The following is a 22,836-nucleotide window of genomic DNA, read 5'->3' on the forward strand; positions in this document are numbered from 1 at the left end:
TCTTATCATTTAATACATAATCCCTTGTCCAGGTGAAGGTTCCTATGCGTTTGGAAGTCTTTTGTGAAGACCGACTTGGTCTGACCCGCGAATTGCTCGATTTACTGGTGCTGAGAAGCATTGATTTACGCGGTATCGAGATTGACCCCATCGGGCGGATTTACCTCAATTTTGCGGAACTGGAGTTCACCAACTTCAGTAGTCTGATGGCTGAAATCCGCCGTATTTCAGGGGTTACGGATGTGCGTACCGTGCCCTGGATGCCTTCCGAACGAGAACATCTTGCGTTGAGTGCGCTGCTTGAGGCGTTACCAGAACCGGTCCTTTCTCTGGATATGAAAAGCAAAATCGAGATGGCGAACCCTGCGAGCTGTCAGCTTTTCGCGCACACTCAGGATCGGATGCGCAATCATACCGCCGCCCAGTTAATCAATGGGTTTAACTTCCAGCGCTGGCTCGAAAGCAATCCGCAGGATTCTCATAGCGAGCATGTCGTAATTAACGGACAGAACTTCCTGATGGAGATTACGCCTGTCCATTTGCAGGGTGAAAATCAGGAGCAGATGCTGACTGGTGCTGTTGTCATGCTGCGATCCACCATTCGAATGGGGCGTCAGCTGCAAAATATGACTACGCAGGATTTGAGCGCGTTTAGCCAGATTATTGCCGTCAGCGCCAAAATGAAACACGTAGTGGAACAGGCGCGTAAGCTGGCGACACTGAGTGCGCCGCTGCTGATTACTGGTAATACCGGCACCGGCAAAGATCTCTTTGCCCATGCCTGCCATCTGGCAAGCCCGCGTGCGTCGAAGCCGTATCTGGCGCTGAACTGCGCGTCAATTCCTGAGGATGCGGTCGAAAGTGAGCTGTTTGGCCATGCCCCGGAAGGCAAAAAAGGCTTCTTTGAGCAGGCGAATGGCGGCTCGGTTCTGTTAGATGAAATTGGTGAAATGTCGCCGCGTATGCAGACCAAATTGCTGCGTTTTCTCAATGACGGCACGTTCCGCCGCGTGGGAGAAGATCACGAAGTTCATGTTGATGTCCGCGTGATTTGCGCGACGCAAAAGAACCTTGTGGAAATGGTGCAGAAAGGGCTTTTCCGTGAAGATCTCTATTATCGTCTGAATGTACTGACGCTAAATCTGCCGCCGCTACGCGATTGCCCGCAGGATATTATGCCGCTTACCGAACTGTTTGTGGCGCGCTTCGCCGACGAGCAGGGCGTGCCGCGTCCGAAGTTGTCTGCCGATCTCAGCACGGTGTTAACCCGCTACGGTTGGCCGGGCAACGTGCGTCAGCTTAAAAATGCCATCTACCGGGCGCTGACCCAGCTTGAAGGCTATGAGCTGCGGCCGCAGGATATTTTACTGCCGGATTACGATGCGGCAACGGTTGCGGTCGGAGAAGAGGTGATGGAAGGATCGCTGGATGAAATTACCAGCCGCTTTGAACGCTCTGTGCTGACGCAGCTTTATATGAATTATCCCAGCACGCGCAAACTGGCCAAGCGCCTCGGTGTTTCGCACACCGCGATTGCCAACAAATTGCGTGAATACGGCCTGAGCCAGCAGAAAAAAAGCGAAGAGTAACGCGGTAAATGAAAATGCCTCCCTGCGGAGGCATTTTTGTATGCAGACGTGGCTTAAGCTTTCAGTACGTCCAGCGCAGCAGTGTAGTCTGGCTCGTTGGTGATTTCATTGACCAGTTGGCTGAAAACGACGTTGTCATTTTCATCAATAACGACCACGGCACGTGCGGCCAGAGCTTTCAGTGGGCCTTCAGCGATTTCTACGCCGTAGTTTTTCAGAAATTCTGCGTTGCGCAGGGTGGACAGCGTGATAACGTTGCTCAGACCTTCCGCGCCGCAAAAACGTGAATGGGCGAATGGCAGGTCGGCCGAAATGCACAGTACGACGGTATTGTCGATTTCTGTCGCCAGTTGGTTAAACTTACGTACCGATGCCGCACAAACGCCGGTATCGATGCTTGGGAAAATATTCAGCACTTTGCGCTTGCCTGCGAACTGGCCCAGCGTAACGTCAGACAGGTCTTTAGCCACAAGGGTAAAAGCCTGAGCTTTGCTTCCAGCCTGAGGAATTGAGCCGGCAACTGTAACCGGGTTGCCCTGGAAATGAACGGTTTGTGACATGGTTATCTTCCTGTTTACATATAGTTAACGTCGAGGCTAGTTTATGCCATCAGCAGTTAACACGGCAAACGCTATTTGCGGATATCCGCTTCAGGGACTGCATTAAGGAAAGCAAATGAGAACAGTTAAGGTGTATGAGGAAGCCTGGCCGCTGCACACTCCCTTTGTTATTGCCCGTGGGAGCAGAACCGAAGCGCATGTGGTGGTGGTTGAAGTGGCAGAAAACGGCGTCACGGGTATCGGCGAGTGCACACCGTATCCGCGCTATGGTGAAAGCGATGCCTCAGTGCTGGCGCAAATTATGAGCATTGCCCCACAACTGGAAAATGGACTGACGCGTGAAGAGCTGCAAAAGCTGCTGCCAGCGGGAGCCGCGCGTAATGCTGTGGACTGCGCGTTGTGGGATCTGAGTGCGCGTCAACAGCAACTGTCACTGGCAGAGTTGGTGGGAAGTGAACTGGCGGCAGTGGTGACGACGGCGCAAACAGTGGTAATTGGCACGCCGGAACAAATGGCGGTGAGTGCGGCTGCACTGTGGGAAAATGGCGCGAAACTGCTAAAAGTTAAACTGGATGCGCGCTTGATTAGCGAGCGGATGGTTGCTATTCGTGCAGCAGTCCCTGATGCCACGATTATTGTCGACGCCAATGAATCCTGGCGGGCAGAAGGTCTGGCGGCACGCTGCCAGCTTCTGGCTGATTTAGGGGTGGCGATGCTGGAGCAGCCGCTGCCAGCGCAGGACGATGCCGCGTTGGAAAATTTTGTGCATCCGCTGCCGATCTGCGCAGATGAAAGCTGCCACACCCGCAGCAGCCTGAAAGCGCTGCACGGGCGCTATGAAATGGTCAATATCAAACTGGATAAAACAGGCGGCCTGACGGAGGCGCTGGCGCTGGCAACCGAAGCCCGCGAGCAGGGATTTGCGCTAATGCTGGGCTGCATGTTGTGTACTTCCCGGGCGATTGGCGCGGCGTTACCCCTTACGCCGCAGGTTAACTTTGCCGATCTTGATGGCCCTACCTGGCTTGCCAGCGACGCGGAGCCGGCCCTGCATTTTACGACCGGACAACTTCATCTCTAGGGTGCCAGCGCAGGAGATTGGACATGGCCAGCAGGTATTTCTCGCTCGCTTCATCTGAAGAGATGGGCGGAAATTCGGCGGTTATACAGTGTAAGTTCAGGTCTGCGCACCAGCTTCCAAATGAGCCGGGCGTTTCATAACCTACGCTGGTGACGAGAGGTAATTCAAACGACTGCGCCAGCCACGCACCTAATTCGCTGCGCCTGGGATCTTCAATACAGGCCAGCGGATCGTGAAAAGAGACCACCCACGCAGGATGAATTCGGTGAATAAGCTGGCACAGCGCCTGGGTTTCTGGTTCTGAGCCCGGATTTTCGCCGGTCAACAACACCACATCGCGTTCTTCTGCGCTGCTGTTCCAGCGATACACCGTTTCACCCGCTTTCCAGTTGGCAGCGGGAAAGTTACGGTTTAGATCCACTCCGTTCGCATTTGCGCGCAGCCCGAGCTGGCAACCGTCAGGGTTAACCGCCAGCACCACATGGTGACGACGTAAGGAAGGATTAAGCGTACGCAATGCGCAGGAAAGGGTGACAACCGATGCGTTTTCGTCGCCGTGCGTTCCTGCCAGTATCAGACCGCTTTCACGATCGGCCGCCATTGCGGGAAACCAGATTAGCGGCGCGCCTAATAATGAACGTCCGTAATGTTCGGTTCCAGGTGGGAATGCGCCGCGCTCGGCACGGGGTCGGGTAACGGTCATAGTCATCTCTGAATGCGTGGATTGTTACTCGCAGTGTTGTGCAAAATGTATGGATAATCAAATCGTTTTCACACACTTATCTTTTCAGATGTAATATTATTTCCTTGTCGAAAGTTAATTGCATTTCCTGCTGGCGATACAAATAATTACACATTCACTTAGTAGCCGGAATTGAGGGTATTTTATGCAGCATTCTGTTTCAGTAACCTGTTGTGCGCTATTGGTAAGCAGCATTTCATTATCCTGGGCTGCTGATGTTCCCAGCGGAACGGTACTGGCAGAAAAGCAAGAACTGGTGCGTCATATCAAAGACGAACCGGCGTCATTGGATCCGGCAAAGGCCGTCGGGCTTCCTGAAATTCAGGTTATTCGTGATTTATTTGAAGGGCTGGTCAACCAGAATGAGAAGGGCGAGATTGTGCCCGGTGTTGCCACTCAGTGGAAAAGTAACGATAACCGTATCTGGACGTTTACGCTGCGCGACAATGCGCAATGGGCAGATGGTACGCCGGTAACGGCGCAGGATTTTGTCTATAGCTGGCAGCGTCTGGTTGACCCGAAAACGCTGTCGCCGTTTGCCTGGTTTGCTGCGCTGGCGGGTATTAACAACGCACAGGCGATAATTGATGGAAAAGCCTCGCCAGATAAGCTCGGCGTTAGCGCGATCGATGCGCGTACATTGAAGGTCCAACTGGATAAACCGCTGCCCTGGTTTGCTAATCTGACGGCGAGTTTTGCTTTCTATCCGGTACAAAAAGCTAACGTTGAGAGCGGTAAAGATTGGACCAAACCGGGTAATCTAATTGGTAACGGCGCCTATGTGCTCAAAGATCGTGTGGTGAACGAAAAACTGGACGTTGTGCCGAACACGCATTATTGGGACAACGCCAAAACGGTGCTGCAAAAAGTCACCTTCCTGCCTATTAACCAGGAATCGGCAGCGACCAAGCGCTATCTTGCTGGTGATATCGATATTACCGAGTCGTTCCCGAAAAACATGTATCAGAAACTGTTGAAGGACATCCCGGGCCAGGTTTATACCCCGCCGCAGCTTGGCACTTACTACTATGCCTTTAATACCCAGAAGGGACCGACTGCCGACTCACGCGTGCGCCTGGCGCTCAGCATGACTATCGATCGTCGCCTGATGGCGGAGAAAGTTCTGGGTACCGGCGAAAAGCCCGCATGGCATTTTACGCCGGATGTAACGGCAGGGTTTGTGCCGGAACCTTCACCGTTTGAGCAAATGAGTCAGGAAGAGCTGAACGCGCAGGCGAAAACGCTGCTGCGTGCGGCGGGCTATGGTCCACAGAAACCACTTAAACTGACGCTGCTGTATAACACCTCTGAAAATCATCAGAAGATTGCTATTGCTGTCGCGTCTATGTGGAAGAAAAATCTCGGCGTTGACGTGAAACTGCAAAACCAGGAGTGGAAAACCTATATAGATAGCCGCAATACCGGTAATTTTGATGTGATCCGCGCCTCGTGGGTGGGCGATTACAATGAGCCATCTACGTTCCTGTCGCTATTAACATCAACCCATACGGGCAATATCTCCCGCTTTAATAATCCGGCGTACGATAAAGTGTTGACCCAGGCAACCCTGGAGAATACGCAGAAAGCACGCAATGCTGATTATAACGCCGCGGAGAACATTCTGATGGAACAGGCTCCCATTGCGCCGATTTATCAGTACACCAACGGGCGTTTAATTAAACCGTGGCTGAAAGGGTATCCGATTACTAACCCTGAAGATGTGGCTTATAGCCGCACAATGTATATTGTGAAGCACTGATATCACTGGCCTGTTCGGGACGTTGCATTGGCGATTTCCCGAACAGGCAAGGCTGTTGGGAAGGTGGGTCATGAAAGCAAGGGAAAAGTATCACCCAATAGAATGGGTTACACTGTATAAATACGAATATCGTGCGCCTGAAACGCCGTGGCATACTCTTTGCTGATATTTTCCTCGACGACAATTACATCGATATTGCTGCTTTCGGTAACGACATAACGGGCGACAGCCGGGATCTTTTCAGCCGTCAGCGCGACAATAGTTTCATTACACTGTTTGATCACCGCTTTTTTGAACTCACAATCCGCGTAATCAAATCCGGTTAAGCCGGATTCTGGCGACATCGCGCAGCCGCCAATAAATCCCTGATCGAATAAAATGCCCTGCACCTGCGAGATAGCGGTGGCACCCACACACCCTCCAGAAGATCGTTGCACCGCGCCGCCCAGCATAATGACATCAAACAGTGGTTTTTTTAGTAAAACGGCGGCAATCTCCGGGGAATTTGTTACCACGGTTAACGCCAGCTCGGCGGGTAGGGCTTCAGCCATCGCCAGATTAGTACTGCCTGTGTCGATAAAAATGCAGCTTCCGGATTTGACCATCCGGGCGCATCTCTGCGCGATATTGCTCTTTTTCGCCACATTAATACTCTTGCGCACGGTGATGTCTTCGGATTCAGGGAGTGCAATGACTGCGCCGCCATAGACTTTTTTACACACGCCATCTTTACTCAGTTCATGCAGATCGCGACGGATTGTATGTTCCGAAACGCCTAACCTACTGGCGAGTTCGGAACAGATGACTCTGCCGTTTTCCTGCAAGATCTGATAGATAAGCGCCTGGCGCTGTTCAGGGAATGCTGCGTAATCGAGCATCAATACTCCAGTGAAATAAACATCGAGCAATAACAAGCATAATTGTGCATTATGGTTCACGATGTCAACATCCCTTTAGGGAACCTATTGTTTGGATACAACAAGAAGAGGTTAGCTATGAAGGTTGCGCATGTGGCGTTATGGACACGGGATCTTGAGCAACAAGCTCAATTCTGGGTCACGTTTTTTGACGCAAAGATCAACGAAAAATACTGCAGTAAAACCAATCCAGGATTTGAATCCTATTTTGTCAAAATTGGTGAGGATATCGCGATTGAGTTAATGACTAAGCCTGGACTGACAAAACATGCTCCCGACAATAACACCTCAGGCTGGGTGCATCTCGCCATTTCAGTTGGCGGCAGTGAAAACGTTGATGCCATGGCGATGCGTGCAAAAGAACAGGGAATATTAGTTTCTGGCCCGCGCACCACCGGTGATGGCTATTACGAAGCGGTGATACGCGATCCTGACGGCAACTTGATTGAAATTGTGGCCTAAGGCTTCACGCCATCTCCAGTAGAAACGTCGTACCTGTTACCGACTATTGATGAGCATGATTCATAAGGTTGTCCTTCTTTTCATCTCTAATCACCCGCCTGTCGAGTCTCTATAATTTTTATAGTTTTCAGCATCCGGTGGCGCGTGCTGCCACCGTTTTGGAGAGTCGAAATGCAAAATCAACGGAATACCGTCTCCAGCGCCGGCGCGGAGATTATGAATCAACAATTTGATGGTAACAGCGTCTTTCCTCGCGGAGAGAAAAATGAAGCGTATGCGAAATATTTCACTGGCGACAGCTATCTGACCATGCTCTCCATGGAAGGCGTGGTCATTGGCAACGTAGCATTTGAGCCGGGCTGTCGTAACTTCTGGCATATCCATCATCAAGGGGGACAAATCTTGCTGGTGACCGGCGGCAGAGGCTGGTATCAGGCGTGGAATCAACCGGCGCGTGAACTGAAAACCGGTGACGTCGTACACATCCCGGCGGGAATGAAACACTGGCACGGCGCCGCGCGTGATAGCTGGTTTGCCCATATCGCTGTGGAAATCCCGGCCGCTGGCACATCGAACGAGTGGCTTGAACCGGTAAGCGACGCTGAGTACAACCGGCTCCCCTGAGCTGTGCGGGGCACGCGTTCTGCAGGTAAAGAATCCGATGCCCGAAGTGAATCAGTTTGAGCTGATTATTGATACAGTCCCGTATCTACATGACCTGAATCCGTATATTCCAACGCTGGCGCTGGTACTGCTTTGTCATTGATATTGCCTCATTGAAATGAGTGCAGAAAAAAGACGCGGATTTCCGCGCCTTTTCTTTTGTTAGTGTGTCGATGGAGCTGCTTCAGGATTATCCATATACAGCGTCTGGCTGGGGAACGCAAAGTCGGCGTCGTGTGCCTTGACTATCGAAATAATCTTTAAATAAACGTCCTGCTGTACCGCAAGCCATTCCTGCCACACGGTGGTTTTCGTGAAGCAATACACCATGATATTCAGCGATGAATCGGCGAATTCATTAAAATAAACCAGCAGGGTTTGTTTCTGGTCTATTCCCGGATGGTTTTGCAGCATTTCTCTGACCGACTCGACAACGGCACTGACTTTATCAGCATCTTCATATCGTAACCCGATCACCGTTTTGATGCGGCGATTCGTCATCCTTCCTGGGTTTTCTACGCTGATAGAGGAGAAAATCGAGTTTGGGACATATAACGGACGATGATCGAAGGTGTTTATTTTGGTCATTCGCCAGCCGATTTCCGTAACTGTACCTTCAATATTGCGGTCCGGGGAGCGGATCCAGTCGCCGATGCTAAAGGGTCTGTCGAAGTAGAGCATAATCCCTGAGAAAAAGTTGCTCAGAATGTCTTTGCCTGCCATACCTACAGCGATACCGCCAATGCCGCCGAAGGTTAACAGGCCGGATAAGCTCATACCGAAATGTTCGCCATACAGCAAAATGATGGCAACCACGATGGTAATCTTGATGATTCGCGACAGGATCCTCGCGCTGGTGATATCTCTGCCTTTATTAATCTGCGTCTTTTCAAACTGATTAATTACCAGAAAAAGTTTGATGGTAAGGATCAGCGCAATCAACGAGGTGCAGATAAAGTCGACCACGCTGGAGGAGATAAATTTCAGGCTGTAATTTTCGATAACGTTATTAGCAATACTGCCTAACGTCCCGATGATAATGGCATAGACAAAAAATTGCGCGGCATGAAATATGAATCCTTTGCAGCGACGCTCTCCACGATGATACCAGACGCTCATCAGAACCAGCGCGGCACAGCAGCTGAGAATTACCGTCAAATTAAACGCATTATTTATAAACAGTTCAGCGATCATGATTCTTCCAACAGCTCCGTGGTAGTGAAATATCTTCTGATATCCTAATCCTCGAATATTTTACTCAGTTCTGGCGGTCAAATCATTAATCCATAGGGGAGATATATAATGCAATTAGCGCTATTTTCGGCGAAATAGCGCTGGTATCCACCCTGAAAGCGGTTTATGTAGCAGACAGTCAGTTGATGTCATGGTATTGTTAGCGCAAAGTAACAAGGTTTTCATCTGCAAAAGGACAGTACTATGATCATGGCTAAGCTGAAGACAGCGAAGGGACGGAAGTTTCTGTTGTGCCTGCTTGGGGTGTTTATTATCGCAGCGTCGGTCGTGACGCGAGCGACGATCGGTGGTGTGATTGAACAGTATGACATTCCGCTATCCGACTGGACCGCTTCAATGTACGCCATTCAATCGGCAATGATTTGTGTCTACAGCATGGTGTTTACGATTCTGTTGGCTATCCCGCTGGGAATCTATTTCCTCGGCGGCGAGGAGCAACACTAAGCGTTTGTTATGCCGGATGAGATCGCCATCCGGCATTGAGTTGTGTGGTTAATCGTCTTCTTCGTCATCCAGTTCAACTGGCGTCTGATATTCATCCGGCTTGATGACCAGCAGGTCGCAGCGTAGGTGATCGATAACCTGTTCAGCGGTGTTACCAAGGAACGCGGCAGAAATACCGGTACGACCGACGGTACCCAGTACTACAATACCCGCCTGCAAGTGCTCGGCTAAATCAGGAATGACCTCTTCAGGCAATCCTTTTTCAACGTGCGTCACTTTCTCATCGATACTGAATTTCTGGCGCAACGCCTTCATGGCCAGCAGATGCTGTCCACGGATCGCGTCGTTATAAACGCTGGGGTCAAACTCAGGTAGTTCAATTGCGATATTGATTGGCGTAACAGGGTAGGCGCCAACCAGATGCACTTCAGTATGGTTAACCTGTTCTGCTAGTTGCAGCGTCTCTTTGACCAGTTTTTCATTGAGCGCGTTGTGATAAGGCTCTTCACTGGCGAGGTTCACCGCAACCAGCGCTTTACCCTCTTCAGGCCATGGCTGGTCTTTAACCATCCATACCGGGCTTGGACATTTGCGCAATAAATGCCAGTCGGTAGGCGTGAAAATTACGGCTTCGAGGCGGTCGTGTTGGTGTGCCATTTTGAGGACCAGGTCATGCTGAGCGCTAATGACTTCCTGGATGATGGCTTCAAAGGGACGGTTGTGCCATACCACTTTAATTTCAAGAGGGATCCCTGCTTCGATGTAGTATTTTGCTTGTTCACGGATCCATGCTGTTCGCTGGCTGATGACCCCCTGACGCATTGCCGTACGCTCATCGGGCGACAGCAGGGTAGTCATCTCGTAGGAAAAGTCATAGATTGGCAAAAAGGCTTTAATTTTGCCACCAATCCGTTGATGCAAATAAACAGCTCGCCGTAATGCTGGTTGATCGTCCTGGTTTGGATCGATGACGACCAGCATATTTTTATACATAGCCATACAGGGTCTCCTTACAACTGTCATCGCAGTTTGTAATTAAAAGAGTAACCCAATAATGTGGATTGAAACAGGGGAGAACCTCCTGCCAGATCAATAAATCGGGAAAATTTAGCGATTTGACAGAAGGATAACAGAAATGCTTGCGGAAAGATTACGCTACGTTACGCGTGTGGCCAGCAAGAACTGCCAGCGCGTCGCTATTCTCAATAGTTATGTATTTGCCTTTCACTGCCAGCATACCGCTTTTCTGGAAACGACCCAACAGGCGGCTGATGGTTTCAACCGTCAGACCCAGGTAGTTACCGATGTCGCCGCGGGTCATGGTCAGGCGGAACTCACGAGGCGAGAACCCGCGCTGGGCAAAGCGGCGAGACAAGTTGTAGATAAAGGCCGCCAGGCGCTCTTCTGCATTTTTCTTCGACAACAGCAGGATCATATCCTGGTCGCCTTTGATTTCGCCACTCATCAGACGCATCATCTGCTGACGCAGATTCGGCATTTTTCCGGACAGGTCATCAAGGGTTTCGAAAGGAATTTCGCAAACCATTGAGGTTTCCAGCGCCTGGGCAAAGCTCGGGTGATGTCCGCTGCCAATCGCGTCAAAACCGACCAGATCACCCGCCAGATGGAAGCCGGTAATTTGCTCATCGCCTTGTTCGGTAATGGTATAGCTTTTAATCGTTCCGGAGCGGATAGCGTAGAGTGATTTAAGTTCATCACCTGCTTTAAAGAGCGTTTGCCCCTTTTGGATAGGCTTTTTGCGCTCGATGATGTTATCGAGCTGGTCAAGCTCATGCTCGTTAAGTGTGAACGGGATGCAAAGCTGGCTGATGCTGCAATCCTGGCAATGGATAGCACAACCGCCAGACTGAATGCGCCGTATAATTCGCTTTTCCGGGATCATAGGTCTGCTCAAGCCGTAATTGATATTTGTCAATTTTAACATCTTTTTGGTGAGCACGTAAGCCTGAGCTACTCCCAATAGAGAATAATTCAGGTATAACCGGAATGAATGTTTGTAACTCCTTGATTAACCGCATTAAATTTGTGGTCACATTATGCGAAAGTGTGACGAATAAGGCATTAATTGCCTGGAATCTAGAGTAGCAAATAACCTTCGTGACGCAATAACCACTCTTTTCGCTGCACGCCGCCAGCATATCCAGTCATGGTGCCGTTACGCCCAATGACGCGATGGCAGGGGACCACAATGCTTACCGGGTTGGCGCCATTGGCCGCACCGACGGCTCTTGCTGCACCGGGGCGCCCTAACTGTTCGGCCAGTTGACCATAGTGCATGACCTGCCCACACGGGATAGTGCGTAATGCTTGCCAGACTTCACGCTGGAAAGGCGTGCCAGCCGTTGCCGTTTCCAGCGTGTCAATAATGCTGAGATTCCCGGCAAAATACTCCGACAGTTTATCGCTTAATCCGCCAGGGTTTTTGGCTGTAATACGCTGATAACCTTCTGTGCGGTAATGAATATCCAGCAATTGTTCCATGCGATCGCGGTGCTGATCCCATTCCACCGCGCGCAGGCGAAATTGCTCATCACAAATAACCCACAGCGGGCCCAGCGGCGTGTCGATGGTGTCTTCCAGTAAGTTCAGCATCCGTTTCTCTCATTACAGCGTTCAGGCGAGGTTACACATTATCACGGCAGCAACAGTTGCAGCTATACCCCTAAAAACGGATATCTGTATGTCGTGAGTAGATCTTTTCAGCGGAGCGAGCCAGGTGAATTATTGGAAATAATCGTAAACCGTTGTCGGTATAATAGTGCGCGGTTATGATAATGCTCGTCGTAATTCGCTGGAGGAAGAAACATGAATCTTGATGATGCTTCGCTGTTTCTGGATGCTATGGGGGATGTCCAACCACTGAAGGGCTGCGCCGATGTACACTGGCAGCCAACGCGTAATATCCGCACTCCGGCGCGTATCGATACGCTTCAACTGGATAACTTTCTCACGACGGGGTTTCTCGATATTATCCCGTTGAACGAGCCGCTGGAGTTTCGTCGCGAAGGTTTACAGCACGGCGTGACTGACAAACTGCGAACCGGAAGATATCCGCAGCAGGCGAGCCTTAATCTCATCCGCCAGCCCGTAGAAACATGCCGCCAGATGCTATTCAGTTTTATTCTGCAGGCACAGCAAGATGGATTACGTAATGTGCTAGTGATACACGGTAAGGGGCGTGACGATAACGCTCATGCCAATATTGTTCGCAGCTATGTGGCGCGCTGGCTGACAGAATTTGATGACGTCCAGGCCTACTGCGCCGCTTTGCCGCATCACGGCGGCAGCGGGGCATGCTATGTGGCATTACGTAAAACCGCGCAGGCAAAACAGGAAAACTGGGAGCGTCACGCTAAGCGCAGCCGTTGAGCCACGTATTCATCAGGCGGCCAATACTCTGTTCCTGCCTTCGTGCTTGGCTTTGTACAACGCGTCGTCCACGCGTTTGAATAATTCATCAATACTTTCGTTCGTTTCGTGCCGCGCAACGCCAATGCTGACGGTAAAGCGGGGAAGACCAGGGAGAGTAACCTTGGCTACCGTTGCGCGGATCACTTCTGCAAGATTGAGGGCGACATCCAGCGAGGTTCGCGGCAGCAGCAGCACAAATTCTTCACCACCCCAGCGAAAAATAAGATCGTCTTTTCGTGCACAGGATTCCAGTGTGCGGGCCAGAGCACAAAGCACTTCATCGCCTTTTAAATGACCGAAGAGATCGTTAATGCTTTTAAAACGATCGGTGTCGATCAATAAAAGGCTGTAGTCCTGCGTCAATGATACCGCATGCGTCTGCTCCGGCTCGGTTACCTGATAAAAATGTCGGCGATTAAGTAATCCCGTTAAAGGGTCACGCAGAGCGGCATGCTCAAGCTCCTGTTCCAGCCGTTTTTGTTCGGTAATGTCATGAATAATGCACAACATGAGTTTATTACCGTAAATTTCAATCGGTCCGGCGTAGGTTTGTACATGACGTGAGGTGCCGTCTGCCAGTTTATGGACAAAGTGCAAAGGCTTATGGCCGCCGGGCAGATGGGCGATTTCATGCATTACCGGCAATATATGGCGGCCCAGCATGTTGATCTCCCAGGTATGTTTCTGGCACATCACATCAAGGTTGTAACCATAAAAATTCAGGGCACTGAGGTTTGCATCAACGATCAGGCCATCGCGGGACGGATCAATCAGTAACATTGGCGCGGAGTTGGTCTGGAAAAAACGCGCATAAAAGCCCTGTTTTTTTCGTTGATAAGTTGCTGAACGGCTGGCTTTCAGACCTTGCGCAGTTGGCGTTTCAATGCCTTCGAAAAGGATAACATCCCCCACGCCCGGCAGAGATTTAATGGACAGGCGGCTGGCCAACGCGATTTCCTCACCATCGCGGTAAACCGTGAGGATCTCAACAACGTGATGATGATTGCTCAAGTCACTGAGATACATGGTTAAATCATTTTGAGAATGCGTTGAGAATATGCCCTTGCGCAGTGGGGAAAAACAGAGATCCTGCATTAACTCACGTGCAACGATATTAGCGAACACCAGTTCTTCGGTTTGTGGCGAAACAATCCACACCGGAAAGGTTAACAAATCCAGTGAATGCAGCTCGGTTGTGCTCATCGATAATCCCGTTATCTTTATCTGCTGTGTTGCCCGTTTAATGGCGAATATTTTAGATATTACAGTCTCACAAAGTTATTGATTGTCGGTGAGACAAGGGTTGTACGACTGGCTTTTGTTTGATGCTGTTTTCTGATTGGATCAGTTCATGAATCTTATGCGCTGGCAGCGGTTTTGCAAACAGGAAACCTTGCAGCATGCTACATCCCATCTGGGTAAGAAGTAATTCCTGCTCCTGGGTTTCTATTCCTTCAGCCACCACGCGCATATTCATGGAGTGAGCTATGTCAATAATGGTAGACACAATTTTTGTATTTTTACTGTTCTCGCTAATATCTTTGACAAATATCCTGTCGATTTTTAATTCCCGTGCCGGAAGTGACTTCAACATCAATATATTTGAATAACCAGTGCCGAAATCATCAATAGAAACGGTGATCCCCAAAGCAGAGAAAGCATTCAGGATTTCAATACTGCGTTTTAAATTTTTAAGTGCAGTGCTCTCCGTGAGCTCCAGCGTGAGATAGGCAGGTGAAAGTTGGTATTGCGCCAGGGCGTTGCAAACAACATCAATAATATCATGCTGTTCAAACTGGGCGGGGGAGAGGTTAACGGCGAGCGTCCATTCTGTATTCCCTTGTAATGTCCACTGATGCAACTGCAAACATGCCTGTTGGATAACCCATTTGCCGACGGGAATAATCAGGCCCGTTTCTTCCAGCGCAGGCAGAAATTCAGCCGGTAGCAGCATGCCGCGCTCCGGATGATGCCAGCGTAATAACGCTTCAAAACCAGTCAGGGAATGATCTCCGGCGGTATATTTAGGCTGATACCATAGCTCAAACTGGTTGCGTTCAAGCGCTTGTGAAAGTTCCTGTAGAAATGTCGGCGGCGTATCAGCGATAGCTTCCATCTGGGGACTATAAATAGCCCAGCCGTTTCTGCCCGCCTGTTTGACATGATACATCGCCATATCGGCCTTCACTTTTAGCTCATGCAGTGTCGAGCCATGTTCGGGATAAATACTGCTCCCCGCACTTAACGAAACCCGAATGGTATGACCGAATAAGGTAAAGGGGTCACCGATCGCATCTGAAATTCGCGCAAGTAAGGCGGAGATAGCCTGCTGGTTGCAGTCTGGAACCAGCAAGATAAATTCATCTCCCCCCAGTCTTGCCAGCGTCATTGAATCATCAAGGCAACTGTAGATACGCTGTGTACTGGCAATCAGCAGTTGATCGCCGATGTGATGCCCCCAGGTATCGTTAACGACTTTAAAACGATCGAGGTCGATAAATACCAACGCGAAATGCTGTTGATGCAATTTGGAATGCCGCAGGCAGGCCTGTAAGCGGGTATCTATTTGCGTTCGATTAGCAAGTCCGGTCAGTGCGTCGAAGTGGACCTGATGTTCAAGCTGGCAGTTCAACTGATGCAGGTTGTCAGCCAGTCGGGAAGTGCGCAGTTGTGAATCCACCATCGAGACGACCAGCATGATACCCAAAATAATTAGCGTGACGGCACAGACCCAGACAGAGAGTTCCAGCGTACTGAGCCCATCGTGCGCAGTGTGTCCAAAATGGGTGAACGTTGCCGCTCCCATACCGGTGTAATGCATAGAAGCAATTGCCAGCGCCATAATAAGGGCAGCAATAAGTCGGTTAATCAGTACGCGACGAGTGTTTTGGCGTAAATGGAAGGCGAGCCATAAACCTACGCCAGACGCAACGACGGCAATAATCACAGAGAGCAAAATCAGCGAGCGATCCCATGAGATGGCCACATGTTCGATAATGGCATACATGCCAACGTAGTGCATCGTGACAACGCCGGCACTCAATATGCTGGTGGCAATGACCAGTCGTTTTGTTGATAACGTATTACCGGAAATAGCGATATTGATGGCGAGGGTTGCAGAAATGAGCGCAATAAAGAACGAAAACGCGGTGAGTGATAGGTGATAATTGATCGGCATAGTCATTTTCATGGCCAGCATACCGATAAAATGCATCGACCAGATCCCCATACCCAGCGTAGCGCCGCCAGATAGCCGCCAGAAGGTAGATTCACGTTTGCTGGAGATTGCTACCTTACCCGCACTGTCGAGGGCAATAAAGGAGGCAATAAATGCGACAACAAAGGAAATCCCAATCAATACAGGGTCCCACGACACGTGCAACATCTTGCTACCTATCGAAAAAAAGCCGTGATGATAAATCTAGCAGGTTTTGTCCAGTTAACCTGATAAAACCAGGAATGTTCTTGTGTTTTTACAATGAGTATTAGAGCGAAGAGCAAGATATTGAAAATGACAAGCCATTACTTATATAAACATTCATAAAAATTATGTTTCTGTGTGTTTTATGCTCGTCACGTGCTCGCCATCACAATAATCTGATGGTGGGGAACATTACCGCCATTGGCGGGATAAAGTGCTGAACTATTATGAATGGCTAGTGTAATTTATTGACTTAAGTAAAAGGGCTGCTGGCTCTCATTGAAAGTTCAGCTTTCGTCACAGAGCAATGGAAATCTGTATTGCAGATGCTATAAAAATAACATCCACGTTATTTCTTGGTGCACAGGGTTAAAATGTTAAATGATATTAGCGTCAGAACCTTTATTGTTTTATTTCTGCTCATTACAGCGGTTGCGCTCAATGTTGTTGAAATGATTTTTTCGGCTACCCCAGAAATTATTATTGGCACTAATGCGGTAAGCATTATTTCTATATTATGTTTGTGGTGGTACATGACGAAATATCTGGTCATGCCGATTAATACGGTTAAAAGAAGCATTGAAGAAGTAACATCCGGGAATCTGGCAATCAGTATTCCCGAATTTGGTAATAACTGTGCGGGTAGACTAATTCCTGGCATCAATAGCTTATCAAGTAATATTTCAGCACTCGTTAATGAGATCAGAACATCCTCGCAAACGGCGATGACGCTTTCTGAACAGCTGGCGGAACGCAGCGCCGAGCTTTCAGTGAAAACAGAACAGCAATCCGGAGCATTAATGCAGACGGCTGCCAACATGGATGAAATAGCGGTTAATACGCGGAATAATGCTGATAACACGCAAATAGCCAGCGCTCAGGCAACAATTGCCACGCAATGCGCCCGTCAGGGTGGCGAATTAATGGTGCAGGTTGCGACAAATATGCGTTCAATCACCGAATGCGCACAGCAAATGACAGAAATTATTACGCTGATAGATGGTATTGCATTCCAGACAAATATTCTGGCATTGAATGCTGCTGTGGAAGCTGCAAGGGCCGGTGAACATGGCAAAGGGTTTTCCGTGGTGGCCGGTGAGGTAAGAATGCTTGCACACCGTAGTGCAGATGCTGCTAAGAATATTAAGCAACTGATTGCCCAAACCCATCAAAATGTTCAGCAAGGCGCTGCTATTGTGCGTGAAGCTGAAAAAAACATGCATGATATTGTCGGGGGGGCCGGGCAATTAAACCAACTGATGGGCGAGATATTAACCACTACGCAGGAGCAGGAGAAAGGAATTATCAGAATTACCCATGCTCTGGCCGAACTGGAGAACGTCACCCAAAGTAATGCCATTATGGTTGATGAGCTTTCTGACTCCTCAGGTATCCTGAAAAATCAGGTGATTGACCTTCAATCGCGAACGCATAAATTTCGCTTAAGTCATGCGCTTGAATCAGAGAGACACCAGCGGGCCTGAGAGGGGCATCTCGTAACCAGCGCCGCATTCGTCGGCGCTTTTCTTATTATCAGATACTTTTTATGAATCATTTCAGCACAATGGGACAATGAGATATTGCTTAACATATTCTGACAGCTAGACTATCGAAAAAAGCTGAATGTTTGTGGAGGCGCTGTGGAAGCCATTAAGGGAACGGATGTTAATGTGCCGGATGCTGTGTTTGCCTGGCTGTTGGATGGCCGTGGTGGGGTGAAGCCACTGGAAGATAACGATGTTATCGACAGTCAACATCCCTGCTGGCTGCATCTTAATTATACCCATCCTGAAAGCGCGCAATGGCTGGCGACAACGCCTTTACTTCCCAATAACGTGCGTGATGCGCTGGCGGGTGAAAGCACGCGCCCACGCGTAAGCCGGGTAGGGGAAGGTACGTTGATTACGCTGCGCTGTATTAACGGCAGCACCGACGAGCGACCTGACCAACTGGTTGCGATGCGCTTATATATGGATGAACGTCTGATTGTCTCAACGCGTCAGCGTAAAGTCTTGGCGCTGGATGATGTGGTCAGCGATCTCCAGGAAGGCACGGGAGCGGCTGATTGTGGTAGTTGGCTGGTGGATGTTTGCGATGCACTAACCGATCATGCCAGTGAGTTTATCGAACAACTGCACGATAAGATTATCGATCTGGAAGATAACCTGCTTGATCAGCAGATTCCGCCGCGTGGTTTCCTGGCATTGCTGCGTAAGCAGTTAATTGTGATGCGCCGCTATATGGCGCCTCAACGCGATGTCTATTCCCGGCTGGCGAGCGAACGTTTTTCCTGGATGACCGACGACCATCGGCGGCGGATGCAGGATATCGCTGACAGGCTAGGGAGAGGGCTGGATGAAATAGATGCCTGTATTGCCAGGACCGGTATTATGGCGGATGAAATTGCGCAGGTTATGCAGGAGTCTCTGGCTCGCCGAACGTATACAATGTCATTGATGGCAATGGTTTTTCTTCCCAGCACATTTTTAACCGGGCTGTTTGGCGTTAACCTAGGCGGTATCCCTGGCGGTGGCTGGCAGTTTGGCTTCTCACTTTTTTGTATTCTGTTAGTGGTCCTGATTGGTGGTGTTACTTTATGGTTGCATCGTAGTAAATGGTTGTAACAACAACGTTTTTTAGTGACTTTTGCGCATGAAAACGTCCTGGTTTTTGAGCGAAGTCAATAAACCATCTACCTATTCGGGGCAATATCTCTCTCGCAGGTGAATGCAACGTCAAGCGATGGGCGTTGCGCTCCATATTGTCTTACTTCCTTTTTTGAATTACTGCATAGCACAATTGATTCGTACGACGCCGACTTAGATTAGTCGGCTTTTTTTTGCCTGCAGGAAATCAGCGTCTACCCTAAAAGAGCCAACCTGAATAACTGGAGGGGTATATGAACTGTCTGATTGCAACGCCGCACACTGATTCGCTACCGACCGACCCGGTTCCCATTCCCGATCCCATACCTCGTCCGCAGCCAATGCCGGATCCGCCACCGGATGAAGAGCCGATTAAATTGTCGCATCGCGGGCGCAGATCTGCGAGGATACGCGCCTGCTGATTGTGAGTTTTTACCGCGAGATTAAATTGTGACCGCTTTTTCAACCCTGAATGTTTTACCTGCTGCCCAACTCGAGAATCTTAACGAGCTGGGTTATCTTGAAATGACGCCTGTTCAGGCTGCTGCGTTACCGGCAATTCTGGCGGGGAAAGATGTTCGCGTGCAGGCTAAAACCGGCAGTGGCAAAACGGCGGCTTTTGGTCTTGGATTATTACAGCATGTTGATGTCGCGCTGTTTCAGACGCAGTCCCTGGTGCTGTGCCCAACGCGCGAGCTTGCTGACCAGGTGGCGGGTGAGCTGCGTCGCTTAGCGCGCTTTCTGCCTAACACCAAGATCTTAACGTTGTGCGGTGGGCAGCCCTTTGGCGCACAACGTGACTCCCTGCAGCATGCGCCACATATTATTGTCGCCACGCCGGGGCGTTTACTCGACCATCTGCAAAAAGGCACTGTTTCTCTGGATGCCCTGAATACGCTGGTGATGGATGAAGCCGATCGCATGCTGGATATGGGCTTTAGCGATGCGATTGATGATGTCATTCGCTTTGCGCCAGCTTCGCGTCAGACCTTACTGTTTTCTGCGACCTGGCCGGAAGCCATTGCTGCCATTAGTGGCCGGGTGCAACAAAATCCATTAACGATCGAAATTGATACCGTTGACGCGCTGCCGGCGATTGAGCAGCAGTTTTTCGAAACTTCCAGCCACGGCAAAATTGCGCTGTTGCAGAAATTGCTCAGTCAGCATCAACCTGCATCATGCGTAGTTTTTTGTAATACCAAAAAAGATTGTCAGGCCGTGTGTGACGCACTGAATGCGGCGGGGCAAAGCGCGCTCTCACTGCATGGCGATCTTGAGCAGCGTGATCGCGATCAGACGCTGGTACGTTTTGCCAACGGTAGCGCGCGCATTCTGGTTGCTACCGATGTGGCCGCGCGTGGTCTGGATATTAAATCACTTGAGCTGGTGGTTAACTTCGAACTGGCGTGGGATCCGGAAGTCCACGTCCATCGTATCGGACGTACCGCGCGTGCCGGCAACAGTGGTCTGGCGATTAGCTTCTGTGCACCGGAAGAAGCGCAGCGGGCCAATATTCTTTCTGAAATGCTGCAACTGAAGCTGAACTGGCTGCCAGCCCCAGCTAACGGCCCAATCCTGCCGCTGGAAGCTGAGATGACGACGTTATGCATTGATGGCGGTAAAAAGGCTAAAATGCGTCCCGGCGATGTTCTCGGCGCGCTGACCGGTGATATTGGTCTGGAAGGCGCCGATATCGGCAAAATTGCCGTTCATCCGGCGCATGTCTATGTCGCTGTTCGCCAGACTGTAGCGCATAAGGCATGGAAGCAATTGCAAAACGGTAAGATAAAAGGCAAGACTTGCCGGGTTCGGTTATTGAAATAACCACTCGTCGGAGCGCCTGATGGCGCTCCGCTTATCCGGTACTATCGACTTACTTCACTTCCACGACGTTCAGGCGCAGCTCATCCAGTTGAGCATCATCTTCTTCTGGCTGCCAGCCCGCAGGCTGCAGCGGGATCTCTTCACGATCGAACGCTAAATCACCGCCGTCCACAACCTCTGAACCGTGCCTGATACCTTTAAAATCGAACAGATTGATATCGCTAAGATGTGAAGGTACAACGTTCTGCATTGCGCTGAACATGGTTTCAATACGCCCTGGATAGCGTTTGTCCCAGTCGCGCAGCATATCGGCAATGACCTGACGCTGCAGGTTAGGCTGTGAGCCGCACAGATTACATGGAATAATCGGGAAACCTTTCGCTTCGGAGAAACGCTCAATATCTTTCTCACGGCAGTAAGCCAGCGGACGGATAACGATATGTTTACCGTCATCGCTCATCAGCTTCGGTGGCATACCTTTCATCTTCCCGCCGTAGAACATGTTTAAGAACAGCGTTTGCAGGATATCGTCGCGATGGTGACCGAGCGCAATCTTGGTGGCACCTAACTCAGTTGCCGTGCGGTACAGAATGCCGCGACGCAGGCGAGAGCAGAGCGAGCAGGTCGTTTTGCCTTCAGGGATTTTATCTTTGACGATCCCGTAGGTGTTTTCTTCGACAATCTTATACTCAACGCCCAGTTGCTCCAGATACTCCGGCAGAATGTGCTCCGGGAAGCCAGGTTGTTTCTGATCGAGGTTAACCGCAACTAAGGAAAAACTGATCGGGGCGCTTTGCTGCAAATTACGCAGGATCTCCAGCATGGTATAGCTGTCTTTCCCCCCGGAAAGGCACACCATAATGCGATCGCCGTCTTCGATCATATTGAAGTCGGCAATCGCTTCGCCCACGTTACGGCGCAGACGTTTTTGCAATTTGTTCAGGTTGTATTGTTCTTTCTTTGTAACTTGTTGATTTTCTTGCATTATTTACTGTCTCTGACTCCAGGAGGGGCATATAAGGGGCAAAATTTTTTTACAGGGCAAGTTTGGCGTTGAGCATTTTCACCTGTTCGCCGTTCAGTTCTTCAATCCATGCACTGTAAATTTCGTATACCATCTGCGCGTTTTCATGCCCCATCTGATTAGCTATAAATGATGGGTTCGCTCCAGCCGATAACAGCCAGCAAGCAAAAGTATGCCGCGTATGGTACGGATTACGGCGACGAATACCAGCACGTTTTACAGCAGCGTTCCATCTGGCACCTATGCTACTCATAGAGTAGTAGGGTTTTTGTTCCCCCTTGCGCATCCTGGGCATGAAAACAAAGTGCACTTTCTGGATCTCGGTAGCGCCATATTCACGATGGTGAAAGATTATTTTTGTCTTAGGGTGCGCAAAAGCGCTAGTTAGTATTCTCAACGAGGCGTTAGCGGACGATGATGCAGATTTTATGGAGCAGTGCGTGCTGGAGGCGTTCGAACAGAATGATCCGGTTTATATTATTGGTGTGAGCTACTACACGACGAGAAAAAAAATTTCGGACCTGACCCGGGATATTCAGCAGATTGCGCCCTGGCTGACAGCAGACGAGGCCCGCAAGCGCGTGCGCTGGTGCGTTGAGATATTCGGAGCGCGGGTGTATCTGGAGGCCCGCCGTCAGTTGCGTACTGATAAACGCTAACCAGGAACCGGGTAAACGTAATCCTAAAACACCGAGTAGCAGTATGTTTCCCTAAACTCATGGCTCATCATGAAAAAACCTAAAATGAATAGGGTTTATCATGAAAAAAATATCATTGTGTTGTTTGTGTGTTTTAGCGCTATCCGGCTGTACCGTTCAAAAACAGATGACGCCTGTCGGTGGGAGCAAAGCCGACGGGACAATTAGAATGGGCTATCACGTTGGTGATAGCTACGGAGCATTTGAAAAGGCGAATGTTGATATGACGCAGGGGCAATCCCTGGCGGCACAAAAGTGCAGGATTTGGGGGTACGAGGGGGCCGAGGCATTCGGTGGCCAAACGTCACAATGCACAGATCC

At 49.9% G+C, this 22,836-nt stretch carries 22 protein-coding genes and 2 pseudogenes; 13 read left to right on the forward strand and 11 right to left on the reverse strand.

Annotated elements, in window-relative coordinates:
* Window positions 1-44 precede the first annotated feature (44 nt).
* Window positions 45-1,589 (forward strand): transcriptional regulator TyrR, encoded by a 1,545-nt coding sequence (tyrR, locus tag HV314_RS12310; protein WP_016153213.1) that lies wholly within the window; start codon window positions 45-47, stop codon window positions 1,587-1,589.
* A gap of 53 nt (window positions 1,590-1,642) precedes the next feature.
* Here tyrR and tpx read toward each other — a convergent pair whose 3' ends face one another.
* The gene (gene tpx / locus HV314_RS12315; RefSeq protein WP_181548066.1) at window positions 1,643-2,149 is read right to left on the reverse strand and encodes a thiol peroxidase; all 507 of its coding nucleotides are present in this window, start codon (window positions 2,147-2,149) and stop codon (window positions 1,643-1,645) included.
* A 115-nt stretch (window positions 2,150-2,264) separates the two neighbouring features.
* Between tpx and ycjG the strand changes: the two genes are divergently transcribed.
* Entirely contained in the window at window positions 2,265-3,230 is a 966-nt protein-coding gene (gene ycjG, locus HV314_RS12320) for an L-Ala-D/L-Glu epimerase (protein WP_181548067.1), read from the forward strand.
* On the opposite strand, the gene mpaA is transcribed toward ycjG, so the two are convergent.
* Window positions 3,205-3,933 carry a murein tripeptide amidase MpaA gene (mpaA, locus tag HV314_RS12325; RefSeq protein ID WP_016153210.1) on the reverse strand — a complete coding sequence of 243 codons (729 nt, stop codon included), beginning with the start codon at window positions 3,931-3,933 and terminating at the stop codon, window positions 3,205-3,207. The two genes, ycjG and mpaA, sit on opposite strands and share 26 nt — an antisense overlap.
* A 184-nt stretch (window positions 3,934-4,117) precedes the next feature.
* Between mpaA and mppA the strand changes: the two genes are divergently transcribed.
* A complete protein-coding gene (gene mppA, locus HV314_RS12330) occupies window positions 4,118-5,731 on the forward strand; it encodes a murein tripeptide ABC transporter substrate-binding protein MppA (protein ID WP_016153209.1) in 1,614 nt (537 codons plus the stop codon).
* Between the two features lie 107 nt (window positions 5,732-5,838).
* On the opposite strand, the gene HV314_RS12335 is transcribed toward mppA, so the two are convergent.
* Window positions 5,839-6,609 carry a DeoR/GlpR family DNA-binding transcription regulator gene (locus tag HV314_RS12335; protein ID WP_065554831.1) on the reverse strand — a complete coding sequence of 257 codons (771 nt, stop codon included), beginning with the start codon at window positions 6,607-6,609 and terminating at the stop codon, window positions 5,839-5,841.
* Window positions 6,610-6,726: 117 nt separating this feature from the next.
* On the opposite strand from HV314_RS12335, the gene HV314_RS12340 reads away from it, so the two are divergent.
* Both HV314_RS12340 and HV314_RS12345 read left to right on the forward strand, forming a co-directional pair.
* Window positions 6,727-7,110 carry a VOC family protein gene (locus HV314_RS12340; protein WP_047358107.1) on the forward strand — a complete coding sequence of 128 codons (384 nt, stop codon included), beginning with the start codon at window positions 6,727-6,729 and terminating at the stop codon, window positions 7,108-7,110.
* Window positions 7,111-7,326: 216 nt separating this feature from the next.
* Window positions 7,327-7,734 (forward strand): cupin domain-containing protein, encoded by a 408-nt coding sequence (locus HV314_RS12345; protein WP_181548104.1) that lies wholly within the window; start codon window positions 7,327-7,329, stop codon window positions 7,732-7,734.
* A gap of 201 nt (window positions 7,735-7,935) precedes the next feature.
* Here HV314_RS12345 and HV314_RS12355 read toward each other — a convergent pair whose 3' ends face one another.
* Window positions 7,936-8,967 carry a mechanosensitive ion channel family protein gene (locus tag HV314_RS12355; protein WP_181548068.1) on the reverse strand — a complete coding sequence of 344 codons (1,032 nt, stop codon included), beginning with the start codon at window positions 8,965-8,967 and terminating at the stop codon, window positions 7,936-7,938.
* A gap of 243 nt (window positions 8,968-9,210) precedes the next feature.
* On the opposite strand from HV314_RS12355, the gene HV314_RS12360 reads away from it, so the two are divergent.
* Window positions 9,211-9,471, forward strand: coding sequence for a DUF2534 family protein (locus tag HV314_RS12360; RefSeq protein WP_003020403.1), 261 nt, complete (start codon window positions 9,211-9,213; stop codon window positions 9,469-9,471).
* A 48-nt stretch (window positions 9,472-9,519) separates the two neighbouring features.
* Here HV314_RS12360 and uspE read toward each other — a convergent pair whose 3' ends face one another.
* The 3 genes from uspE to ogt form a co-directional block, all read right to left on the reverse strand.
* Complete coding sequence (gene uspE / locus HV314_RS12365; protein ID WP_016153204.1) at window positions 9,520-10,470, reverse strand: universal stress protein UspE; 951 nt, start codon at window positions 10,468-10,470, stop codon at window positions 9,520-9,522.
* 151 nt (window positions 10,471-10,621) lie between these two features.
* On the reverse strand, window positions 10,622-11,374 hold the full coding sequence (gene fnr / locus HV314_RS12370; RefSeq protein WP_003020397.1) for a fumarate/nitrate reduction transcriptional regulator Fnr: 753 nt from the start codon (window positions 11,372-11,374) through the stop codon (window positions 10,622-10,624).
* A 194-nt stretch (window positions 11,375-11,568) separates the two neighbouring features.
* Window positions 11,569-12,084 (reverse strand): methylated-DNA--[protein]-cysteine S-methyltransferase, encoded by a 516-nt coding sequence (gene ogt, locus HV314_RS12375; RefSeq protein WP_075848156.1) that lies wholly within the window; start codon window positions 12,082-12,084, stop codon window positions 11,569-11,571.
* 213 nt (window positions 12,085-12,297) lie between these two features.
* On the opposite strand from ogt, the gene smrA reads away from it, so the two are divergent.
* Window positions 12,298-12,861: a DNA endonuclease SmrA gene (smrA, locus tag HV314_RS12380; RefSeq protein WP_053388543.1), complete on the forward strand. Its 564-nt coding sequence runs from the start codon at window positions 12,298-12,300 to the stop codon at window positions 12,859-12,861.
* A 12-nt stretch (window positions 12,862-12,873) separates the two neighbouring features.
* Here smrA and HV314_RS12385 read toward each other — a convergent pair whose 3' ends face one another.
* Together HV314_RS12385 and HV314_RS12390 are read right to left on the reverse strand one after the other, a co-directional pair.
* Window positions 12,874-14,106 carry a GGDEF domain-containing protein gene (locus HV314_RS12385; RefSeq protein WP_016156622.1) on the reverse strand — a complete coding sequence of 411 codons (1,233 nt, stop codon included), beginning with the start codon at window positions 14,104-14,106 and terminating at the stop codon, window positions 12,874-12,876.
* A gap of 67 nt (window positions 14,107-14,173) precedes the next feature.
* Window positions 14,174-16,288, reverse strand: coding sequence for a putative bifunctional diguanylate cyclase/phosphodiesterase (locus HV314_RS12390; protein ID WP_181548069.1), 2,115 nt, complete (start codon window positions 16,286-16,288; stop codon window positions 14,174-14,176).
* A 410-nt stretch (window positions 16,289-16,698) separates the two neighbouring features.
* Here HV314_RS12390 and HV314_RS12395 point away from each other — a divergent pair, with 410 nt between their 5' ends.
* The 4 genes from HV314_RS12395 (at window position 16,699) to dbpA (ending at window position 20,793) form a co-directional block, all read left to right on the forward strand.
* Window positions 16,699-17,808 (forward strand): methyl-accepting chemotaxis protein, encoded by a 1,110-nt coding sequence (locus HV314_RS12395; protein WP_181548070.1) that lies wholly within the window; start codon window positions 16,699-16,701, stop codon window positions 17,806-17,808.
* 156 nt (window positions 17,809-17,964) lie between these two features.
* Complete coding sequence (zntB, locus tag HV314_RS12400) at window positions 17,965-18,948, forward strand: zinc transporter ZntB (RefSeq protein WP_016153198.1); 984 nt, start codon at window positions 17,965-17,967, stop codon at window positions 18,946-18,948.
* A gap of 275 nt (window positions 18,949-19,223) precedes the next feature.
* Window positions 19,224-19,391: a proline-rich small protein YnaL gene (gene ynaL, locus HV314_RS12405; RefSeq protein WP_016153197.1), complete on the forward strand. Its 168-nt coding sequence runs from the start codon at window positions 19,224-19,226 to the stop codon at window positions 19,389-19,391.
* 28 nt (window positions 19,392-19,419) lie between these two features.
* Window positions 19,420-20,793: an ATP-dependent RNA helicase DbpA gene (dbpA, locus tag HV314_RS12410; protein WP_181548071.1), complete on the forward strand. Its 1,374-nt coding sequence runs from the start codon at window positions 19,420-19,422 to the stop codon at window positions 20,791-20,793.
* A 49-nt stretch (window positions 20,794-20,842) separates the two neighbouring features.
* Here dbpA and ttcA read toward each other — a convergent pair whose 3' ends face one another.
* Window positions 20,843-21,778, reverse strand: a complete 936-nt coding sequence (gene ttcA / locus HV314_RS12415; protein WP_016153195.1) for a tRNA 2-thiocytidine(32) synthetase TtcA — start codon at window positions 21,776-21,778, stop codon at window positions 20,843-20,845.
* A 49-nt stretch (window positions 21,779-21,827) separates the two neighbouring features.
* Window positions 21,828-22,187 (reverse strand): annotated as a pseudogene (locus HV314_RS12420) (tyrosine-type recombinase/integrase); the annotation flags it as partial.
* A gap of 58 nt (window positions 22,188-22,245) precedes the next feature.
* Between HV314_RS12420 and HV314_RS12425 the strand changes: the two are divergent.
* Both HV314_RS12425 and yecR read left to right on the forward strand, forming a co-directional pair.
* Window positions 22,246-22,476: a hypothetical protein gene (locus tag HV314_RS12425; protein WP_181548072.1), complete on the forward strand. Its 231-nt coding sequence runs from the start codon at window positions 22,246-22,248 to the stop codon at window positions 22,474-22,476.
* Window positions 22,477-22,684: 208 nt separating this feature from the next.
* A pseudogene (gene yecR / locus HV314_RS27375) lies at window positions 22,685-22,825 on the forward strand (YecR family lipoprotein); the annotation flags it as partial.
* Between the last annotated feature and the right edge of the window lie 11 nt (window positions 22,826-22,836).

Source organism: Citrobacter sp. RHBSTW-00887 (genome assembly GCF_013728095.1).
Classification (GTDB): Bacteria; Pseudomonadota; Gammaproteobacteria; order Enterobacterales; family Enterobacteriaceae; genus Citrobacter; species Citrobacter braakii.